The 16,961-nt window shown below is 66.7% G+C and carries 10 protein-coding genes; all 10 read right to left on the minus strand.

Translation table 11 applies throughout. From position 1 onward, the window contains the following. A partial coding sequence (gene recB / locus E5198_RS02500; RefSeq protein ID WP_136488439.1) for an exodeoxyribonuclease V subunit beta occupies window positions 1–2,703 on the minus strand: 2,703 nt, incomplete at its 3' end. Then, complete coding sequence (gene recC, locus E5198_RS02505) at window positions 2,700–6,152, minus strand: exodeoxyribonuclease V subunit gamma (RefSeq protein WP_136488440.1); 3,453 nt, start codon at window positions 6,150–6,152, stop codon at window positions 2,700–2,702. The genes recC and recB, both read right to left, overlap by 4 nt. A gap of 92 nt (window positions 6,153–6,244) precedes the next feature. Then, window positions 6,245–6,817: a 4Fe-4S single cluster domain-containing protein gene (locus E5198_RS02510; protein WP_168772460.1), complete on the minus strand. Its 573-nt coding sequence runs from the start codon at window positions 6,815–6,817 to the stop codon at window positions 6,245–6,247. Next, window positions 6,817–7,299, minus strand: coding sequence for a hypothetical protein (locus tag E5198_RS21435; protein WP_168772461.1), 483 nt, complete (start codon window positions 7,297–7,299; stop codon window positions 6,817–6,819). Before E5198_RS21435 ends, E5198_RS02510 begins: the two co-directional genes overlap by 1 nt. Further along, window positions 7,296–7,505, minus strand: a complete 210-nt coding sequence (locus E5198_RS02515; RefSeq protein ID WP_136488442.1) for a DUF2997 domain-containing protein — start codon at window positions 7,503–7,505, stop codon at window positions 7,296–7,298. Before E5198_RS02515 ends, E5198_RS21435 begins: the two co-directional genes overlap by 4 nt. Beyond that, window positions 7,502–9,529, minus strand: a complete 2,028-nt coding sequence (locus E5198_RS02520) for a hypothetical protein (RefSeq protein ID WP_136488443.1) — start codon at window positions 9,527–9,529, stop codon at window positions 7,502–7,504. The genes E5198_RS02515 and E5198_RS02520 overlap by 4 nt, the downstream gene beginning before the upstream one ends. After that, window positions 9,526–11,196, minus strand: coding sequence for a hypothetical protein (locus tag E5198_RS02525; protein WP_136488444.1), 1,671 nt, complete (start codon window positions 11,194–11,196; stop codon window positions 9,526–9,528). Before E5198_RS02525 ends, E5198_RS02520 begins: the two co-directional genes overlap by 4 nt. Further along, on the minus strand, window positions 11,193–14,480 hold the full coding sequence (locus E5198_RS02530) for an AAA domain-containing protein (protein ID WP_136488445.1): 3,288 nt from the start codon (window positions 14,478–14,480) through the stop codon (window positions 11,193–11,195). The genes E5198_RS02525 and E5198_RS02530 overlap by 4 nt, the downstream gene beginning before the upstream one ends. Beyond that, complete coding sequence (locus tag E5198_RS02535; protein WP_136488446.1) at window positions 14,477–16,054, minus strand: AAA family ATPase; 1,578 nt, start codon at window positions 16,052–16,054, stop codon at window positions 14,477–14,479. Before E5198_RS02535 ends, E5198_RS02530 begins: the two co-directional genes overlap by 4 nt. A gap of 186 nt (window positions 16,055–16,240) precedes the next feature. Beyond that, window positions 16,241–16,957 carry a murein L,D-transpeptidase catalytic domain family protein gene (locus tag E5198_RS02540; RefSeq protein ID WP_136488447.1) on the minus strand — a complete coding sequence of 239 codons (717 nt, stop codon included), beginning with the start codon at window positions 16,955–16,957 and terminating at the stop codon, window positions 16,241–16,243. Window positions 16,958–16,961: the final 4 nt, after the last annotated feature.

Below are 16,961 nucleotides of genomic sequence, written 5' to 3' on the forward strand. Positions count from 1 at the left end.
CGCCGGCAGCACGGCGCTCTCCCCGGCCACCGCCAGCGGCGCCAGCCACTGCGCCAGCGCCGCACTGCCCGCCAGTGCCGCGCCGCCGCCGAGCAGGTAGCCGAGCGCCGAGCGATGCAGCCCGCTGCGATCGGCGCGGCCGTCCTTGAGATCGGCGACGCCCAGCCAGCAGGCGTGGCGGGCGCGGGTCAGTGCCACATAGAGCAGGCGCAGCTCCTCGCCGAGGCGCTCGCGGTCGGCGCGCTCGACGGTCTCGTCATCGGGATCGAGCACCAGGCTACGCCGCTCGCCGTCGTGGACCGCCAGCGGCTTGCCGCCTTCCGCCGGGCGGAAGGCGCAGATGAACGGCAGGAACACCAGCGGGTACTCGAGGCCCTTGGACTTGTGGATGGTCACCACGCGCACCAGCGCGGCGTCGCTCTCCAGGCGCAGCACCTGCTCCTCGGCGGCCTGGATCTCGCCGACCAGCAGCTCGGACAGGTGGCGGATCAGCGCCTGCTCGCCGTCCAGCTCGGCGGCGGCCTGCTGGAGCAGCTCGGCCAGGTGCAGCAGGTTGGTCAGCGCGCGCTCGCCGTCGGCGCGGGCCATCAGTCGCTGCGGCAGGGCGAAGTCGTGGAGCAGCTGGCGCAGCATGGGCAGCACGCCCTGGCGCTGCCAGCGCTGGCGGTAGCCGCGGAACTGCATGACCCGCCGCTCCCAGATGCGCTCGTCCTGGTTGAGCTGCTCCAGCTCGCCCAGCGCGAGGCCCAGGGTGCGGCTGGCCAGCGCGGCGCGCAGCGGGCGGTCGACATCCGGCTCGGCGCAGGCGCGCAGCCACAGCAGCAGATCGCGGGCCTCCTGGCTGGCGAACACCGAGTCCTTGTCGGACAGGTAGACGCTGCGCACGCCGCGCCGGTACAGCTGGTCGCGGATCGCCTCGGCCTCCTTGCGGTCGCGCACCAGCACGGCGATGTCGCTGGGCGCGAGGGCGTCGAAACCGTCCGCCTTGGCGAAGCCGGCCTGGCCCTGCTGGCCGAGGCCCAGCAGACGGACGATCTCGCTGGCCGCGCGCGCGGCCATCTCGGCGCGATAGGTGGTGGCGGACAGCGGCTCGTCGCCGGCCAGCTGCCAGAGGGTCAGCGCCGGCGGCGTCTGCCCCTCGACCTGCCAGACCTCCCGGCGGCCGCTGGCGCGCACCGCATGGAAGGGCAGCGGATTGCCGTCCGTGCCGCCAGCCTCGCGGAACAGGAAGGCGCCGCGGCCCTCCGCGCGCCGCTCGGCCAGCTCGAACACCCGGTTGACCGCATCGACCAGCACCTGGCTGGAGCGGAAGTTGGTGTCCAGATTCTCGTGACGGCCTGCGGTGGCTCTACGGGCGCGCAGGTAAGTGTGGATGTCGGCGCCGCGGAAGGCGTAGATCGCCTGCTTGGGATCGCCGATCAGGAACAGTCCGGTGGCCTGATCGTCGCTCTCGACGCGGTAGATGGCATCGAAGATGCGGTACTGCAGCGGGTCGGTGTCCTGGAATTCGTCGATCAGCGCCACCGGAAACTGCTTGCGGATCACCCCGGCCAGCCGCACGCCGTTGTCGCCCTGCAGGGCGGCGTCGAGGCGGGCGAGCATGTCGTCGAAGCCCATCTCGGCGCGGCGGCGCTTCTCCTGGTCGAAGCGCCGGCCGATCCAGGCGGCGGCGTGGCGCAGCGCCGGCTCGGCCGGATCGGCGAGCGCCTGCAGGCGCTGCTCGAGGGTCTCCATGTCCTGCAGGGCCTCGCGCACCGCCGCGCTCAGCGTGAGTTCGACACCCTTCTTGCAGGCATCGCGCAGGCCGTCGAGCTTGAAGCGCTTGAAGTGGTCGTCCTTGAACGACAGCTCGCCATCCCCCTCGCACCAGGCGCGGAGCATCGCCAGGCGCGGCTCGAAAGTCTTGGCGCCGAGCTTGGTGCCGTTGAACTGACCGGCCGCACTGGCCTCGCGATAGAACGTGTCAAGCGCGCAGATCCAGCCCTGCCACGGCTGCCTGATGCGCTCCAGCCCGGCCTGCCGGGCAGCCAGCGCCGCCTCAAGCAGCGCGCCCAGCGTCTCCGCCGGCGCGGCGGCCGCCTCGCCCAGCAGCGGGCGCAGCCTGCCGAGCAGCGTGTCCGGATGCTGCCAGTGGTTGATCACCCAGCCCAGCGCGACGCCGTCCAGCGGGTAGCACTGCTGGCGCCAGTAGTCGCGCACCACCTCGGCCATCAGCTCGCCGTGGTCGGTCTCCAGGGTCTGGGTGAACAGGCTGCCGCTGTCGAAGGCGTGCTCGCGCAGCATGCGCTGGCACCAGCCGTGGATGGTGGAGACCGCGGCCTCGTCCATCCACTGCGCGGCGATGTCCAGCCGGCGGGCGCAGGCCGGCCACTGCCCGGGCGGAAAATCGCCGCGCAGCTGCTGCAGCAGGTCGTCGCCCGCCTCCTCCGCGCGGAACACCCGGGCGGCCTGCACCAGCCGGGCGCGGATGCGCTCGCGCAGCTCGCGGGTGGCGGCGTCGGTGAAGGTCACCACGAGGATTTCCGGCGGCAGCAGTTCGCGGCCGAAGCCGGTTTCGCCCTCGCCGTGGCCGAGCACCAGGCGCAGGTACAGGGCGGAGATGGTGAAGGTCTTGCCGGTGCCGGCACTGGCCTCGATCAGCCGGCTGCCGCGCAACGGGAAACGCAGCGCCAGCGGGCGCTGGTCGTGGGTGATCGGGCTCATGCGTCGGCCCCCTCCTTGAGTTCTTCGATTTCCGCCTGCAGCAGCGCCTGGTAGAGGTCCTGGCTCCAGGCCTGGAAGTCGCCGTCGGCGGTGAGCGCGGCGAAGTCCGGGTACTGGCGCGCCAGGCTGGCGCTCTTCTCGACCTCGCCGGTGCGCTGGTAGCCGCCCTCGTAGGTTTCGCAGGCCGCCCTGGCCGCCTTCTCCTCGTCCCCGGCCGACAGCCAGGCGATGGCGGTATCGAGCGCCACCGGCAGCGGCGCATTCAGGCCGGCCGCGTAGCCTTCCAGCCAGCCGCGCAGGATGCCCCGGGCCCGCTCGGGCTCGACGGGGGCCAGCCGCAGGCTGAGATCCTCGCCGACCAGCAGGCTGGTCAGGCGCAGCCCGCAGGCCGCCGCGGCGACGTGCGCGACCCAGGCGCCGAGCAGACGCCGCCACTTCAGCGCCTTGCCCTTCTTGTCCTTCAGCGCCCCCGGCTGCAGCTCGATGCGCGCCAGCTCGCCGTCCGCGCCGCGCGTGCGCAGGCCGCCGAGCCAGCCGTCCAGCTCGACGCCGGCATGCTCGAACTGCAGCGCCCTGGGCGACTGCAGCCGCTCGGGCCACAGGGCGCACAGCGCCCGATAGCGCTGTACCTGCGCCGGCAACGGCGCCAGCACCTGCTCGCGCAGGCGCTCGCCGAAGCCGGCCAGCGGCAGCTGGCCGCTGCGCTGCAGGCGCAGGGCGGTGGCCTGCAGCGCCGGCTCGACCTGCCCGGCGCCCTCCTCCAGCGCCAGGCTGGCGGCGCCGAGCAGCGTCTGGCGCAGTTGGTACAGCTGCAGGCCGTCGAGGCCGAAGGGTTCCTCGTCGAGCTGCGCCCTGGCCTCCTCGTCGAGATGCACCTTGAGGCGCTGGGTGAAGAAGTGCCGGACCGGGTCGCGCAGGAAGCCCTGCAGGGTTTCCAGGCCGAGCGGCGCGTCGGCCTGGAACGGCGGCAGCGCCTGCCCCGCCGCCTCCGTGCCAGCCGGACGATGCAGCGCGGCCCACTCGCGGGCGTAGCTGAACAGTGCCGGATCGGCCTCGGCGAAGTAGTCGCGGCTGAACGGCTGCAGCGGGTGCACGGTGGTCAGCGCGCCCAGCAGGTCGCCGCCGCCGGCCAGACGCCAGCCGCTGGCCAGATGGTCGCGCAGCTGGCCGACCAGCACCGAGGCCGGGCGCTCGCTGTTGTCGCGGATGCTGCGCCCCACCCAACTGACGTACAGCTGCTCGCGGGCGGCGAGCAGCGCCTCCAGCAGCAGGTAGCGGTCGTCCTCGCGGCGCGAGCGATCACCGGGGCGGTAGTCGCCGGCCATCAGGTCGAAGTCCAGCGGCGTGGCGCTGCGCGGGTAGTCGCCGTCCTGCATGCCGAGCAGGCAGACCAGGCGGAACGGGATGGCGCGCATCGGCATCAGGGTGCAGAAGTTCACCGCGCCGGCCAGGAAGCGCTGGCTGAGGCGGCCCTGGTCCAGCGCGCCGAGCCAGGCCTCGCGCGCCACGGTCAGCGGCAGCGGCTCTATCAGCCCGACGCCGGCGCACAGCGCCAGCCAGTCGTCCAGCGCCTCGCCCAGCTGGCCGAGCAGGGTCTCGTCGCGCTCGCTCTGCGCGCAGAAAAAGCCCGCGAGCAGGCCGCGCAGGATCGCGCCCCACTGCTGCGCCGCAGCCGGCTTGGCCAGCCGCCGGTGCAGGGTGTCGATGGCGTCGAGCAGGGCGACCAGCGGGCCGATCAGCGCGGCGTCCAGACCGCCGATCTCGTCATAGGGCTCGATGCCGGCATAGGCCGCACCGCGCCCCACGGCGTAGCCGAGCAGCATGCGGCGCAGGCCGAAGCGCCAGGTGTTCTGCTCCAGGCCTTCCGGCAGGCCGAGCGCGGCGCGGCGCTCGGCGTCCAGCCCCCAGCGGATGCCGGCGCCCTCGATCCAGCGGTGCAGGGTCGGCAGCTCGCCCTCGTCGATGCCGAAACGCGCGCGCAGCGCCGGCACGTCGAGCAGGTCGAGCACCTCGCTGACGGTCAGTCGCCCCTCCGGCAGTTTCAGCAGGTGTTCGACGGCGATCAGCAGCGGCTCGCAGCCGCGCTGGCCCTGGTCGGCCAGGGTGAAGGGAATCCAGCGCGGATCGTCCTGGGCGTACTGGCCGAACACCGCCTGGATGTGCGGCGCGTAGGCGTTGACGTCGGGGACCATGACGATGATCTCGCGCGGGCGCAGGGTCGGGTCGGCGGAGAAGCGCGCCAGCAACTGGTCGTGGAGGATCTCCACCTCGCGCTGGGCGCTGTGGGCGATGTGGAAACGCAGCGAGCGGTCCCGGGCCGGATCGAGCGGCGGCCAGGCGGTGCGGGTTTCGCCAAGGGGGCGCAGCTCGAGGATGTCGTCCTGCAGCTGGCCGAGCAGGTGGCCGGTGTCGCCCGGCGCGAACAGGTCGACCCGCTGTCCCAGCGCGGCGAAGCGCTCGCGGTAGTGCTCGGGGTCGTCGTGCATGTCGAGCAGGTTGATGTAGTCGCGGCCCTGCTTGCCCCAGGCGGCCAGCAGCGGGTGGGCGTGCTGGTGCAGCTCGTCGGCGGACAGCCCCGCCGCCATGCCGGCCTTGCGCGCATGGCGGCGGTACTGGTGGCGCAGCAGGTCCTGGTCGGGAACGATGTCGCCCCAGTGGTGCCGGCAGGGGTTGTGCACGCAGAGCAGCACCTGGCTGAAGCGCGCCAGCGCGGCCAGCGCCTCGAGGGTCTGCGCCGGCAGCGAGGAGATGCCGAACACGACCACCCGGCGCGGCAGGCCGCGCGGCCGCCGCTCGACGCTGCGCAGGCGCTCGACGAAGCGCGGATGCACCCCGGCGCGGCTTTCCGCCAGTTGCTCGTCACCGACGTCGGCGAGCAGCGCGCGCCACAGCGCCGGCTGCCAGAGCGCCGCCTCGTCCAGCGCCTTCATGCCGCCGCGCGAGGTGCGCAACCGGTCGCGGCCGGCGGCCCAGTCGGCCAGCCAGTCGGCGCGGTACACCTGGTACTGGTCGAACAGGTCGGCCAGGCGCTCGGCCAGCTGGTGGCGCTTGCGCAGGTCGCCGTCGTCCTCGAGGAAGCGGCGCAGCGGGGCGAAGACCTCGCCATCCAGCAGGCCGGGCAGCAGACGCATCAGCCGCCAGGTCATCGGCGCCTTGTCCAGCGGCGACTCGCGCGGAATGGCGTCGCCGCCGAGCACCGCCCGGTAGCTCTGCCAGAGGAAGCGCGCCGGCAGCTCGACCTGCACGGCGGCGGCGATGCCGCAGCCCTGTTGCTCGGCCAGCGCCAGCTTCAGCCACTGGGCGATGCCGTTGCTCTGCACCAGCACCACCTCGTTCTCCAGCGGCGCCAGCGGATAACGCTGCATCCACGCCACCGCCAGCTCGCGCAGCTCCTCCAGGCGGTTGCCGTGCACCACCATCAGCCCCGGCGTCAGCTCGTTGTCCTGCATGTCCTGCTCCCTCGACCGACAGAACGCGCATTGTGCCACCGGGGTGCGACAAAGGGTGTCGCGGAGCGAGCCGCTAACTTTTCAATTCATCATCAGACAGTTGTTGTAGAGGCAAGTAGCTCTGTATCAGGAAATCCGGTGGCCACGATAGCACCATCGTTACCGATGAATAACTCAACCCCAGGCAAGGTCTGAAGGTCGACAGGGCTATATCGAGTCGATAGAAAGTGCAGGCGCTGGTTACTCGAGCCCAACAGCAGTGAACCATCCAGACGCTCCTCTTGCCGATAGCGGCCGGCAACCAGCAAATCGACCTGTGCAAGCAGGCGCTGCGCGTCATGGCTGGTCAGTTCGGCAAGATCGTAGCCAGTGAACACCACCACCGAGAGTCCTTTCCGGCGTACACGTTCGGCGATGGCTGCGAGGGCGCGTGCCTGAGCGAAAGGCTCGCCACCAGTGAACGTCACCCCCTCTATGCCCTCGACAGCCAGAATCTCGTCGGCCAGCGCCGCGACCTCTCGCAGCTCGCGGCGCACAAAGGGCCAGGTATCCGGATTCCAGCAACCGGGACAGGCCAGCGTGCAACCCTGGGTCCAGAGGACAAAACGCTCCCCCGGACCATTCGCGGAGCTGCGGCTGAGCGTACGGGCCAGGTTCACGTGCATCAGTAAGTCCGCTTCACCAGAACCAGACGAATTACATCCTTTTCGCGAGACTCCTTCACCTGGTAGCCCAGCTTGCGGGCCTTTTCGTGCACCGCCGTGCGTTGGGCCTCCACGAGTCTCTGACGCTCCTCCTCCAGGCGGCGGCGCTCCTCGGCAGCCAGGCGTTCCAGCTTGGCTGTCATGTGGCGCTGGTAGCTCACACCAACACGGGCCAGCCATTGCTGTCCATAAAGCGAGGAGTCGTCGCTCAAGATCGCTTTGTAACCCGTTGTGGTACGGAGAAAACCGACATCATTGTATGCATCGCCAGTGTTTTCCTTGCGGAGAACAATGTTTGCCCGAAGCCCCTTTTGCCAGCCTCGCAACACCACGGGATCCGCTGCACGCTCAATATCGGCTGCCGAGAGGCCTTGATCGATGATGCTGGCAATCAGGCACTCCTCATCCATCATGGGGGTCATCAGGGTGATGTAGGCGCTCATGACTTTCTCCCGAGGCTCTGGCTGCGGAGTGTCGTGACTCGAGCCTCAGGGGTATCGGATTTGCGTTCCAAGGTTGCCCGGCCTGGCGCGAGCCCTTCGAGAATCCGCTCCAGATCCTTCAGGCAGGCGTCGCCGGTGAACCCTTCTGCGTCGGCGGAGATCCGACCCTGTGCGTCGATTTCGATGGTGATGCGTTGTTCCTTCATGCGAATTCTCCGGCCACCAGGCGAGCATTGAGACGGACCGCGGCCTTCTCACCCTCCAACAGATCGTCCCATCGGTCGATCACGAGATAGCGCTCCTTCTTGCATGTGCGCAAAGTGCCCACTTCGGGTAATGCCTCGGCAGGAGGCGTACCCGACGTCGACGTCCTGCGCGCGGACGCTTCGGGTACGAAGCGCGCTTTAGAAGCTTTCTCGACGGGGAGCGGCTGAGACTTCCTCTTGAACTCGAAAGCTTCACTGGCGATCTTTTCCTGGCTGGCGATCTCACTGCGCGACCGGTTGATCTGCTTGTCCAGTTGCTGCTGCTCATCCCCGAGCCGTTTCTGGCGAGCCTGCATGTCCTTGCGCTCCTGGCTGGCCGCTGCATCCGGCTTGGCCAGTTGCTCCTTCAGGAGAGCGAGCGCTTCACGTACCTCCTGAAAGCGTCGCTCACGCTCGGCCAGTGCCGGGCGCAGACCAGCCAGCCTGTTCCTGGCCTCGGCCGTTCTTGATTCCCAGGCTTTTTGCTGGCGATCCTTTTCGTCGTCTTCTTCGGCCTGGCGCTCTGTCTTCTCAAGGTCGCCGCAGAGCTTGCCGAGCTGCGTTTCCAGCTCGGCAAGCCGCACGAGCAAGTCGCCTGCCGCCAGTCCCTCGAGGGATGGTTTTTTCTGCCCGAGAACCGCGAGTTGGCGAGCCAATGATTCCTGTGTCCGCGAGAACCCCAGCATGGACCCCAGGAGCCGAGCAAAGGTATTGCCAAGACGACTGCGCTGATGCTCGGCAGCCTCCAGTTGCCTGCGTGCCTGGCCGAGGCGCTCGACATAGCTCTCGTCGAGCCTGCGCCAGTCGCGCACCAGTGGATCCTCCTCCGAACCTGCGGGCAGGCGAGGCGGCCGCACGCTCCAGGTGTAGCGAGCCTGCAGGGCCAGAGGCTGTACCGCAGGCCATAACGATGGCTGAATATTATCCATGTCTCGCAGGTTCTCAGCCTGGAACTCTCCGACTGGCATCTTCTGCTCGGGCACCAGAGGAGCGGCCGATGGGCTGCCGTCTAGCCAGAGACGTTTTTCCGCAAGCTCTCGATCACCAAGGCAAATACCCGTGGTGAAACGCCAAGCCGGCTCGGTAGCCAGAATGAGTTGCGCATCGCGCGCCTGAGAGGCGTTAAACGTAAGCCGCAGTCGCCTGTGTGTACCCGGCAGCAACAGCGTGCCGGCTTGGCCGGTGGTCGCCAGGTCGGGCAGTTGCAGATTTCCGCCGACGATCTCCGTGCCATTCTCCTGTAGACGGGCCAATTCCGCATGCTGCTGGCCGGACGGGGGAAGCCAGAGTCTTTCCGGCTCGCCCTTGGGCAAAGTGCTTCCGGGGTTCAGATAGACCATGCTGTGCTCGGCGATGGCCCATCGGGCGCCGGCCTGCTCCAGCCGAACAGAAGCACTGTGCGCTTGCTCTGGAATATCGAAAGGTCTGTCTCTGGCAGGGCGGAAAGCCAATGCACCTTCTCCGGTCCATGCCTCGTCTACCGCCTCCAGCCAGAACAGCCGCAGGAACACCTGCCGGAAAGCCTCCGCCTGGTCTCCGTCCAACTGGAGTCGCCATGGCGCTGGCTCCTGAACAGCGGCGCCGGCCCATAATTGGGCCGTATCAGCGCAAACAACACCGCAGGCAGGAGGCGGCGATGCCAGACGGCGCACCAGAACAGTGGCTTTCCGCCGCTCGGAGAGTCCCGGATCGCCACTGCCGACGCCCCAGCCAGGAGGCGCCAGTACATAGACGCGGGCACCGGCATCGGCCGCCTGCAGCAGCGCCCGGATGACCCCCGGATGCTCGTGGCCAAGCATGACCAGAACGGGCATGTTGGCAGTGAAGTCAAACTTTGCCGAGTTCGTATCGTCCCGCCGGAGCGCCTGCCCGTTACCGGGAGGCGAGAGGACCGACTCCGTGCCTGTCCAGGCAGTGGCGAGGCGGTTGTCACGACGATCCTCACAGCGCTCGCGCTCGATCCGTACGATGACTCCCGTATTCATTGCCCACCTCCCGCGAGCCAGTGCTTGAACTGTTCCTGTAGCTGCTCTGCGGCCAGGCGGTAAGCCAGCAGCTCCTTCCAGCGCAAGCATGTGGTTGGGCTTGCATCGGCGCTGTCTGTGCGGGCATGCAGCGGACTGTTGGACATCTGCCAGCCAAAGCCAGGGCCGGAGTCGGGTGCAACCAGCAGAAAGCGATCATGCGGCTGACCTTGGCGCGCCCGACCGAATATCTCGTGATAGGTGCGAGGCGGGCGCCCAGTGATGCTCTGGATCTGCCGGAAATCGGCTTCCGCTTCGTCGGTCCAGACATCGATGCGGATATCGGGGTAGCGCCCTCGCACACTTTCGACCAGCAGCTGCAGCATTGTCAGATTGTCCTTGCCGCGTACATAGCGGTCACAGAGCAGGACACGCTGTGGCCGATTGCCGACGAGGAGGCGATCCATCAGCTCCTGCATTGCCCAGCCACTGCGATAGGGCATGCGCACGGTATTGCCGTATGTGGCAATGGCTGCCTCAGCTACTCCGATGCGCAGGGGCTGCAGTTCTTCCCTGGGCACCGGGTGTGGCGCGAGATCCACGGGAGCTGCCAGTGACCAGAACATGCCGGGATCGTCCCTGAGTTCGCCAAGCAGCGCCGCATGATCGGGCAGGGTCGGGGCAAAGGGCTCGAGTGGAGTTCCCTCGCCAAGCATCGCATAACGCTCCCGCAGTTCCGCCCGGCTGCGGTAGCCCGGTTTCTTGCGCAGGTCGCGCTTGAGCCGGCTGAGTGCCCAGCGCTCGGCATCTCTGGTGCTCTGCGGGCCGATGGATACATCCGATAGTGTGAGGTTTTGCCAGTGGCCCTTGCCGCGCACATCAACATGCTGGAGTTTCAAGGTTTTCCTGAAGCTGTCCTGCTCGGTCTCCTTGAGTGCCTCGAGGGGGACCGCCAGGCGACGCTCGGCAGCGTGCCACCGGCCATGCGGGTCGAGTGGCCCATGCGCCCAGCTCTCCAGTTCCCCCCACAGGTCGATGTCGACCTGCTCGGCCTTGTGCTCGCTCGGTTGCAAGGCGCCCCGAGAACCGCTGTCGAGGTCTCCCTCCAGTTGCCATGAGGTGCTCTCTTGTTCGAAATCCAAGACCCAGCGCATCTGGCACTTACTGCCTGAGGACTCACGTACACAGCCTGGCTGCGCGTGATTGCCGGGGAACGTGCGAAAGATGAAGCGCTGACGTCCATCGACAACGGACTGGAAAGTCACCGCGCTGTCGGGATGGATCGGGAGTGGTTGAATATCGTCGAAACGCTGTCGATCCTGTCCGGCACCTTGCCGTTCCACATGCAGGATGCGCCGCCCCGTCAGCGGGTGATCCACCAGCCACAGGCGGTACACGCCCTGCTCGGGCACCGGGGCCTGGTCGCTTTCCGCCGCATCCTCACCCAACCGGGTCAGGCCGCCCTGACTATCGCACAGCCCAAGCGTCACGCACCAACCGACGACATTCCGGGCGCCTGCATCGCCAAGTCCCGGCAATACGGATTGCACGGCAGCGGCTGTCAGTCCACCTCCGTGACGTGCTGCCCGGCATACCAGGCCCAGCTCAGGGCGCCGCTCCAGCCATGCCATTTCGGCAACGGCAGTGACTTTCTCGATATTGATCGGGGTGGTCAGTACGGCCTTCATGATTTATTGCGTCTCCGGCGCATGACATCCTGTCCTTCCATTCGTCTTGTCGATTTGGCCAGCTCTTCCAGCTCCGCCGTGCCGCAACGCTCGAAGTAGCCTGCGTTGCCGACGATGACCAGTTGCTGACGTGCACGGGTCACCGCCACGTTGAGTCGATTCGGGCTGTCGAGGAACCCCACGCGCCGGGTGTTGCGCATCGACAGCAGGACCAGGTCGGCTTCGCGCCCCTGAAAGCGGTCGACGGTGCCGCAGACGATCTCGATCGGCACGCCCGACACCCTGAAGCGGCTCTTGCGGTCGTCGCCGGTAAGCTCCTTGAGCATCTGCGACAGTGCACGTTCCTGCTTGGTGTAGAAGCACAGGCAGGCCACCTCCCAAACGGCAGGCTCGCTGCGGCGGGGAGCTCCCTTGTGCCTTGCCCAGTCGATGAACTGTCCGACCAGCGCACGTATTCTTTCGACCTCCTTGCGGTTCTCGCCGCTATTCTCGATGCCGTCGACATGGAGCCAGACACAGCGACTGGGGAAACCGGCAAAATCCCAGCCGAGCCGTGCATCGCGGCTTTCAATGGTGTTGGCATCCAGCAGCGAGCCGCCCCTGTAGATCTGCTCGCGGGAGAATCGGGAAATTTCGGGATGCATCCGGTGCTGCCAGGAAAGGCTTTCGAAGCGAGCCTGGAAGTCCTCGTCTCTTCGCCGGCGCATTCCTTCCGTAAGACTGCTGGGGCGTTTGCTGCGCTCCTCGCCGATACCCTCCTGCAGCACTTCGAGGATGCTGGGCAAACCGATATCCTGGATCTCCTGCAGCCTCTCGGAGATCTCCACCGCAGCCGGCTGGAGCTCATCGAGATCGCGATGCAGACGCTGCAGCTCCCGCTGATTTTGGCTATGGCGCAACTCGTGCAAACGGGTAAGTCGCCATGCGAGCTCCTGCCCCAAGTCGTTGCGACTCAACCATTCCTGCTCACAAGCCTGGCTGGCTCTGAATGTGCTGATGTCTTCACGTTTGAAACCGCGATCCTTGTAGGGGCGCGGCAGTTGGCGGGCCGACTCCAGCCACCACCGCTGGCGCAGCAGCAGCGCACTACTCTCGGGGAGACTGTGCTGGCCGCTACAGAGGTCGCGAGTGCACAGCAGGCTCGATGGCAGAAAATCGGCGACCTCGCCCAGCAGATCTTCGCCGACCAACACCCAGTCGGCTGCGGCGAGACGCAGCGCCTCGCTGCTACCTGCCTTCAGTTGCTCCACGGTGAGGCAAGGAATCGGGCTATCGCTCCGCCCTGATCGCGCCACGATGCGCAACGCCGAGAAGTCCTTATCCGCCGGACGCGCAGCCAGCTCCCTGGCCAGCCAGTCGAGAACGCCCGCCGGCTCGACCAGCAGCCAGCGCATACCTGGCTGGCGCAATTGCCTGCGTTGCAGGCGATAGCGCAGCAGGCAGGCGCGCTGATGGTCACGCGAGAACAGCGACTTTTCCTTGTCGTCGACCAGATCGCGCAGGTTGGCCACCATATCGGCGCGGTCGGCAAAGGGCGGCAACTGGTGTACGTCGCCGACAACGATCCAACGCCGGGCCATCAGTGCCGGCACCATGAACTCCTGGATCAGCGTCTTGCTGGCCTCGTCGACGATCAGCACGTCCCAATGCGGCAGGCTGGCAATCGGACGCTCCCAGCTCTTCTGGCTACGGTCGCCATCCCGGAACAACGGGTGGTTGACGATGCCCATGGTCGTTCCGCACGTCAGGTTGGCCGCCATGACAACCGTGCGTTCGGCCATGGCCTTCAGCTCCGCTTCAACATACGCGGACATGCCAGGCACCTGCCGCCAGCCGTTGACCAATACCTCGATCCTGGCGTCCAGCTGACAACCCATCACCTTGTCGTCGACCCGATCCGCCTTGCCGATGCGCACGGCATCGATCGGCGATCTCGACGCGAGCAGACGCTCGAGAACATTGTCGATGGCGACATGGGTCGATGCGCACAGCAGCACTCGCTCGCCGCGCTCGACCAGGTGCTGGACGATTTCGCAGATCGCGGTGGTCTTGCCGGAGCCGGGAGGCCCTTCGAGCAGGGCCAGGTCGGGGCTGGCCAAGGCCTTGGCGACGAAACGGCGCTGCTGATCGGTACCGCTGCGGCTGGCGTCGGTCAGGGCGTGCCAGCGCTCTGGCTCATGTGGCGAAACCATGGGCCATCTGACTTTCTCCGGATCTTCGCAGAGTCGCAGCAACCCCTGATGGTGCGGCAGGGGCGCATTGATCAGTTGGTACAGGGCACGGCGCTGTAACTGCAGATTGCGCAGGTCGATGGGCAGATAGAGTGTCGTGCCTTCGGGAGGCAGTTCATTGAGCAGGAGCTGATAGCGATCGTTGTCGACCTTGCGCACTTTGAAGACGCTGTTTGGGCGATGCTTCTTTTCAGTCCAGACCTCCTCGACGCCATCCTCGCAGAAGGCCGCCCGCGGGTCGATGAACTGTTCGCCATCCTCCTTCTCCGGCGGCAGCAGTTGCACCCAGAAACCCTTCTGACCGTGGCCGTTCGGTCTTTGCCAGCGCAGACGAATGCCATTGTCGCCGGTCAGGGGACCCTCGGCCGGTAGCTTCTCGGTCTTGAGTTTGCCCTCGGTGATATCGAAGGAGTCCCCGACACTGTCGCGAACCCGGCGTACCCCATCCATGCTCGGCAAGGCCTTGGCCTCAAGTCGCTCGCCGTCAACCAACACCTCCATGTCGTTGTGTCGACCTTCCACCAGCAGTTGCCAGCAGTGATCGTCTGTAGGCAGCGGAACACCCAACAGCTTCAGGGGGCGACCATCCGCCGTGGCGATCTCTTGAGGAGGCAGCGGTTCGCTTTCCGGCACCAGGGTGCAGGTATGCATGCACCATACCAGCGAGTCGCCAGCTTGCAGCGGAGGATCGGTGACGATTGCCAGCCCCGCTCCGCTGTGCCTGCTGGACAGCACCCGGACAGGGATTCCCCGGTTCATCACGAAGGCCTGCTGCCCCAGATCCGGCTCCCTGCCTTCAGGCCAATCGGCAATCAGCATGCCGGGTATCCGCCGCGGGATCTGCAGCAGACTGTCCAGCGCTTCCAGACTCAGGGTCAGCAGGTTGCGGACGCGCTGCCAGGGCAGCGCATAGCGGAACTGTCGCTCCTTGGCCGTATGAATGGCCTGGTTGAGGAAACGGTCGAAGGGCCGCAGGGTGTTGCCTGCCTGACCCAGCAGCGCCGGAGCAATCCGGGGACTGGCGGCGGCCGCATGGAAGAAAAGCGCCTTCACGATTTGTTCCCCGGAATGAACGGGTTGCGCGTCAGTTCCTGGCGCAGGCGCGGAGTGGTGGCGGCCTCAATGGGCAGTGCCTCGGGCTCTTCCGCGGTAGCCAGACGCGCACGCACTCGAGCCCATTTGCGTAGCTCGTCGATCTGCTCGGACATGGTGCGCGACAGCGGAAAGGTGTTCTGCAAGGCGCGAGCAATGTGCTCGGTAGCCAGCTCGCGCCCTTCGTAGAAGGCTTCATAGAGACCTTCACGCACCGCCTCCTCCAGTTCGGCACCCGAATAGCCGACCGATTGTCCTGCCAGAGCGGAGATGTCGTAATCGCCTGGATCACGCTTCTTCTTCTGCAGGTGGATCGAGAGAATTTCCTCGCGCACCTGGCGCGTAGGCAGATCGACGAAGAAGATTTCGTCGAAGCGGCCCTTGCGCAGCAGTTCGGGAGGCAGCATGTCGATGCGGTTTGCGGTGGCGACGACGAACACCGGGGCGCGCTTTTCCTGCATCCAGGTCAGCAAGGAGCCGACCACACGGGCGGTGGTGCCGCCATCCGTCTGGTCGGAGCTCCCCATTCCGGCCAGGCCTTTTTCGATTTCGTCGATCCACAGTACGCAGGGTGCCAGTGCCTCGGCCACCTGCAGCGCCGTACGGATATTGCCCTCGGACTGACCGACGATGCCGCCGAACACCTTGCCCATGTCGAAGCGCAGGAGCGGGAATTGCCAGGTTGCCGCAATGGCCTTGGCCAGCAGGCTCTTGCCGCAGCCCTGCACACCAAGCAGCAAGACCCCCTTGGGGGCGTCGAGGCCGAAGTCGCGTGCACCGGCCCCAAAAGCCTGGCCACGGCGCTCGAGCCACCGCTTGAGTTGATCCAGCCCGCCGACATCGTTGAGCTGGGTATCGGTCGGATAGTACTCCAGCACCTCGCTCTGCCTGATGATGCGCTCTTTCTCGCGGACCACCAGCGGGATAGCCGCATGATCGAGCCGCCCCAGCTCCGCAGCCGCCTTGCCGAAGGCGAGGCGTGCCTCCATCACGGTCAGGCCGCGTGCCGCTTCGAGCAGTGCCTGGTCGTCGGCATCGGCTCTTACACACAGCTCGCTCGCCGTATCCTCGAGCACGGCTCGCAGGTCCGCGATACCTGGCAGCTCCAGCTCAAGCGTGGGTATTTCCTTGCGCAGGTCGATGTGCAGTTCGGGAAGCGGTGTGCTGAGAATCACCAGTTTACGTGGCGCGGCCGGTAGCCTGGCAATTTCGCGCAGCCATCGCAGGATGGGATGGTGTTGTTCGTGGAGAAATGGCTGGAAGTCCTCAAGCAACCATATGCCGGGCTCATCGCTGGAGTGGATCTGTTGGAGCATGTCCAGCGGATCGCGGGCGTCCTCCTCAAGGAGGGACTCACTCTGGCCATCGCAGACCAGCAGGCCACCCGACTGGCTCCAGATATACAAGGGTAGAGCGAGCTCTCGAGCAAGGCCGATGGCATGACCGCGGACTCGCTGCCATTCGTAGGAGGCCAGATGAAGAGCATTGGCGCCAGCGCGGGCCAGGTGAATGAGGTGATCGTAGGTGGTAGTCAAGGGCTTCCTGCCAGTAATGCGGGGTGTTGAAAAGTCCAAAAACCGCAAAATTTTCGTCGATGGGAGAGTATCGCAAAATTACGGGCACGCCGTTTTCACGGTCATCTCTCACTGCAGTATGTTTCCCCTGCAGCTCAGCTTTCAAGAAGCGGGCCGGCTCACTCGGAAAGCCAGCCCACCAATCGCTCAGCTCTTCGAGTCCGTCTGAGCGAGGATCGCCGCCACCCGCTGCGGCTTGCAGTTGAGGTAGGCGGAGGAGCGCAGCCACTGGCGGTCGGGGTACCAGGAAAACATGAACTGGCCGCCCTTGAGACTGTCTACCACCATGCGCGCCACTTCCGGGCGCACCGCCGGGCAGCCATGGCTGCGGCCGATGCGGCCGTGGCGGCTGATCCAGCGCGGGTCGACGTAGTCGGCCGGGTGGATGACGATGGCGCGCTCGCGGGCGCGGTCGTTGATGCCGGGTTCCAGGCCGTCCATGCGCAGGGAATAGCCGTGCTGGCCGTGGTAGGTTTCCGCGGTGCGGAACAGGCCGATGCTCGACTGGTGGCTGCCCTCGGTGTTGGAGAAGCGGGTGGCGAAGTTCTCGCCGGAGCCCTGGCCATGGGCGACCAGCTCGCGCAGCAGAAGGGTCTTGCGCTTGAGATCGAATACCCACAGGCGCCGCTCCGTCGAGGGCCGCGAGAAGTCGATGACGGCCAGGCGGTCGGCCGGTTCGGAGCCGTTGTTGATCGCGCACTGCATGGCTGCCAGGGCATGGCGCAGAACTTTCTTGTTCAGGGTAGGCGCCGCCTTCGCCAGGCTCTGCTCCAGCGACGGAGCGCTGGCGGTGCTGGCCATCAGTGGCGTCGAGAAAGCCGCAACCGCTGCGGCCAGCCAGAGCGAACGAATCAGCCTGGTCATGGAA

Source organism: Pseudomonas sp. A-1 (assembly GCF_004801855.1).
Taxonomy (GTDB): domain Bacteria; phylum Pseudomonadota; class Gammaproteobacteria; order Pseudomonadales; family Pseudomonadaceae; genus Geopseudomonas.